The sequence below is a fragment of the Streptococcus oralis genome, assembly GCF_964238205.1.
In the GTDB taxonomy this organism is placed as follows: domain Bacteria; phylum Bacillota; class Bacilli; order Lactobacillales; family Streptococcaceae; genus Streptococcus; species Streptococcus oralis_CZ.
Map to the genome: position 1 here is coordinate 1 of NZ_CAXSLF010000010.1, position 5,093 is coordinate 5,093.

1 tRNA gene and 3 rRNA genes are annotated in these 5,093 nt (G+C 49.4%); all 4 read left to right on the forward strand.

Annotated elements, in window-relative coordinates:
* Window positions 1-205: 205 nt before the first annotated feature.
* Window positions 206-1,752, forward strand: a 16S ribosomal RNA gene (locus ACESOD_RS09735).
* Between the two features lie 50 nt (window positions 1,753-1,802).
* Window positions 1,803-1,875 (forward strand) — tRNA-Ala (locus tag ACESOD_RS09740).
* 121 nt (window positions 1,876-1,996) lie between these two features.
* Window positions 1,997-4,898: ribosomal RNA gene (locus ACESOD_RS09745) — 23S ribosomal RNA — on the forward strand.
* Window positions 4,899-4,976: 78 nt separating this feature from the next.
* A 5S ribosomal RNA gene (gene rrf / locus ACESOD_RS09750) occupies window positions 4,977-5,092 on the forward strand.
* The 16S, 23S and 5S rRNA genes sit together here with 1 tRNA gene alongside, the layout of an rRNA operon.
* Window position 5,093: the final 1 nt, after the last annotated feature.

Here is a 5,093-nt window from a genome sequence, read left to right on the forward strand (position 1 = left end):
TAAAAAAAGTTTCAAAAAAGTGTTGACAAGCGAAAGCTGCTGTGATATACTAATATAGTTGTCACTTGAGAGAAGAGAGTGACAAAGACCTTTGAAAACTGAACAAGACGAACCAATGTGCAGGGCACTACAACTGAAGTTGTAGTACTGAACAATGAAAAAACAATAAATCTGTCAGTGACAGAAATGAGTGAGAACTCAAACTTTTAATGAGAGTTTGATCCTGGCTCAGGACGAACGCTGGCGGCGTGCCTAATACATGCAAGTAGAACGCTGAAGGAGGAGCTTGCTTCTCTGGATGAGTTGCGAACGGGTGAGTAACGCGTAGGTAACCTGCCTGGTAGTGGGGGATAACTATTGGAAACGATAGCTAATACCGCATAACAGTAGATATTGCATGATATCTGCTTGAAAGGTGCAATTGCATCACTACCAGATGGACCTGCGTTGTATTAGCTAGTTGGTGAGGTAACGGCTCACCAAGGCGACGATACATAGCCGACCTGAGAGGGTGATCGGCCACACTGGGACTGAGACACGGCCCAGACTCCTACGGGAGGCAGCAGTAGGGAATCTTCGGCAATGGACGGAAGTCTGACCGAGCAACGCCGCGTGAGTGAAGAAGGTTTTCGGATCGTAAAGCTCTGTTGTAAGAGAAGAACGAGTGTGAGAGTGGAAAGTTCACACTGTGACGGTATCTTACCAGAAAGGGACGGCTAACTACGTGCCAGCAGCCGCGGTAATACGTAGGTCCCGAGCGTTGTCCGGATTTATTGGGCGTAAAGCGAGCGCAGGCGGTTAGATAAGTCTGAAGTTAAAGGCTGTGGCTTAACCATAGTACGCTTTGGAAACTGTTTAACTTGAGTACAAGAGGGGAGAGTGGAATTCCATGTGTAGCGGTGAAATGCGTAGATATATGGAGGAACACCGGTGGCGAAAGCGGCTCTCTGGCTTGTAACTGACGCTGAGGCTCGAAAGCGTGGGGAGCAAACAGGATTAGATACCCTGGTAGTCCACGCCGTAAACGATGAGTGCTAGGTGTTAGACCCTTTCCGGGGTTTAGTGCCGCAGCTAACGCATTAAGCACTCCGCCTGGGGAGTACGACCGCAAGGTTGAAACTCAAAGGAATTGACGGGGGCCCGCACAAGCGGTGGAGCATGTGGTTTAATTCGAAGCAACGCGAAGAACCTTACCAGGTCTTGACATCCCTCTGACTACTCTAGAGATAGAGTTTTCCTTCGGGACAGAGGTGACAGGTGGTGCATGGTTGTCGTCAGCTCGTGTCGTGAGATGTTGGGTTAAGTCCCGCAACGAGCGCAACCCCTATTGTTAGTTGCCATCATTCAGTTGGGCACTCTAGCGAGACTGCCGGTAATAAACCGGAGGAAGGTGGGGATGACGTCAAATCATCATGCCCCTTATGACCTGGGCTACACACGTGCTACAATGGCTGGTACAACGAGTCGCAAGTCGGTGACGGCAAGCTAATCTCTTAAAGCCAGTCTCAGTTCGGATTGTAGGCTGCAACTCGCCTACATGAAGTCGGAATCGCTAGTAATCGCGGATCAGCACGCCGCGGTGAATACGTTCCCGGGCCTTGTACACACCGCCCGTCACACCACGAGAGTTTGTAACACCCGAAGTCGGTGAGGTAACCTTTTAGGAGCCAGCCGCCTAAGGTGGGATAGATGATTGGGGTGAAGTCGTAACAAGGTAGCCGTATCGGAAGGTGCGGCTGGATCACCTCCTTTCTAAGGATAAGGAATGCACATTGGTCTTGTTTAGTCTTGAGAGGTCTTGTGGGGCCTTAGCTCAGCTGGGAGAGCGCCTGCTTTGCACGCAGGAGGTCAGCGGTTCGATCCCGCTAGGCTCCATTGGTGAGAGATCACCAAGTAATGCACATTGAAAATTGAATATCTATATCAAATAGTAACAAGAAAATAAACCGAAACGCTGTAGTATTAAAAGAGTTTATGACTGAAAGGTCAAAAATAAGGTTAAGTTAATAAGGGCGCACGGTGGATGCCTTGGCACTAGGAGCCGAAGAAGGACGTGACAAACGACGATATGCCTTGGGTAGCTGTAAGTAAGCGATGATCCAGGGATTTCCGAATGGGGGAACCCAACAGGTACTACCTGTTACCCATATCTGTTAAGGATATGAGGAGGAAGACGCAGTGAACTGAAACATCTAAGTAGCTGCAGGAAGAGAAAGCAAAAGCGATTGCCTTAGTAGCGGCGAGCGAAACGGCAGAAGGGCAAACCGAAGAGTTTACTCTTCGGGGTTGTAGGACTGCAATGTGGACTCAAAGACTATAGAAGAATGATTTGGGAAGATCAGCCAAAGAGAGTGATAGCCTCGTATTTAAAATAGTCTTTGTACCTAGCAGTATCCTGAGTACGGCGGGACACGTGAAATCCCGTCGGAATCTGGGAGGACCATCTCCCAACCCTAAATACTCCCTAGTGACCGATAGTGAACCAGTACCGTGAGGGAAAGGTGAAAAGCACCCCGGGAGGGGAGTGAAATAGAACCTGAAACCGTGTGCCTACAACAAGTTCGAGCCCGTTAATGGGTGAGAGCGTGCCTTTTGTAGAATGAACCGGCGAGTTACGATATGATGCGAGGTTAAGTTGAAGAGACGGAGCCGTAGGGAAACCGAGTCTGAAAAGGGCGCTTTAGTATTATGTCGTAGACCCGAAACCATGTGACCTACCCATGAGCAGGTTGAAGGTGCGGTAAGACGCACTGGAGGACCGAACCAGGGCACGTTGAAAAGTGCTTGGATGACTTGTGGGTAGCGGAGAAATTCCAAACGAACTTGGAGATAGCTGGTTCTCTCCGAAATAGCTTTAGGGCTAGCGTCGACATTAGAGATTCTTGGAGGTAGAGCACTGTTTGGGTGAGGGGTCCATCCCGGATTACCAATCTCAGATAAACTCCGAATGCCAATGAATTATGGTCGGCAGTCAGACTGCGAGTGCTAAGATCCGTAGTCGAAAGGGAAACAGCCCAGACCACCAGCTAAGGTCCCAAAATAATTGTTAAGTGGAAAAGGATGTGGGGTTGCACAGACAACTAGGATGTTAGCTTAGAAGCAGCTATTCATTCAAAGAGTGCGTAATAGCTCACTAGTCGAGTGACCCTGCGCCGAAAATGTACCGGGGCTAAAACAATTTACCGAAGCTGTGGATACCTTTATAGGTATGGTAGGAGAGCGTTCTATGTGTGAAGAAGGTGTACCGTGAGGAGTGCTGGAACGCATAGAAGTGAGAATGCCGGTATGAGTAGCGAAAGACAGGTGAGAATCCTGTCCACCGTAAGACTAAGGTTTCCAGGGGAAGGCTCGTCCGCCCTGGGTTAGTCGGGACCTAAGGAGAGACCGAAAGGTGTATCCGATGGACAACAGGTTGATATTCCTGTACTAGAGTATGTAGTGATGGAGGGACGCAGTAGGCTAACTAAAGCAGACGATTGGAAGTGTCTGTCTAAGCAGTGAGGTGTGAATTGAGTTAAATGCTTAGTTCTATAACATTGAGCTGTGATGGGGAGCGAAGTTTAGTAGCGAAGTTAGTGACGTCACACTGCCAAGAAAAGCTTCTAGCGTTTAAACATACTCTACCCGTACCGCAAACCGACACAGGTAGTCGAGGCGAGTAGCCTCAGGTGAGCGAGAGAACTCTCGTTAAGGAACTCGGCAAAATGACCCCGTAACTTCGGGAGAAGGGGTGCTGACTTTAAGTCAGCCGCAGTGAATAGGCCCAAGCAACTGTTTATCAAAAACACAGCTCTCTGCTAAATCGTAAGATGATGTATAGGGGGTGACGCCTGCCCGGTGCTGGAAGGTTAAGAGGAGTGCTTAGCGTAAGCGAAGGTATGAATTGAAGCCCCAGTAAACGGCGGCCGTAACTATAACGGTCCTAAGGTAGCGAAATTCCTTGTCGGGTAAGTTCCGACCCGCACGAAAGGCGTAATGATTTGGGCACTGTCTCAACGAGAGACTCGGTGAAATTTTAGTACCTGTGAAGATGCAGGTTACCCGCGACAGGACGGAAAGACCCCATGGAGCTTTACTGCAGTTTGATATTGAGTGTCTGTACCACATGTACAGGATAGGTAGGAGTCTAAGAGATCGGGACGCCAGTTTCGAAGGAGACGTTGTTGGGATACTACCCTTGTGTTATGGCCACTCTAACCCAGATAGGTGATCCCTATCGGAGACAGTGTCTGACGGGCAGTTTGACTGGGGCGGTCGCCTCCTAAAAGGTAACGGAGGCGCCCAAAGGTTCCCTCAGAATGGTTGGAAATCATTCGCAGAGTGTAAAGGTATAAGGGAGCTTGACTGCGAGAGCTACAACTCGAGCAGGGACGAAAGTCGGGCTTAGTGATCCGGTGGTTCCGTATGGAAGGGCCATCGCTCAACGGATAAAAGCTACCCTGGGGATAACAGGCTTATCTCCCCCAAGAGTTCACATCGACGGGGAGGTTTGGCACCTCGATGTCGGCTCGTCGCATCCTGGGGCTGTAGTCGGTCCCAAGGGTTGGGCTGTTCGCCCATTAAAGCGGCACGCGAGCTGGGTTCAGAACGTCGTGAGACAGTTCGGTCCCTATCCGTCGCGGGCGTAGGAAATTTGAGAGGATCTGCTCCTAGTACGAGAGGACCAGAGTGGACTTACCGCTGGTGTACCAGTTGTCTTGCCAAAGGCATCGCTGGGTAGCTATGTAGGGAAGGGATAAACGCTGAAAGCATCTAAGTGTGAAACCCACCTCAAGATGAGATTTCCCATGATTTTATATCAGTAAGAGCCCTGAGAGATGATCAGGTAGATAGGTTAGAAGTGGAAGTGTGGCGACACATGTAGCGGACTAATACTAATAGCTCGAGGACTTATCCAAAGTAACTGAGAATACGAAGTGTGAAGGCTTTTCTTGGAATTTGATAGATATTCAATTTTGAGTAGGTATTACTCAAAGTTAAGTGACGATAGCCTAGGAGATACACCTGTACCCATGCCGAACACAGAAGTTAAGCCCTAGAACGCCGGAAGTAGTTGGGGGTTGCCCCCTGTGAGATAAGGAAGTCGCTTAGCT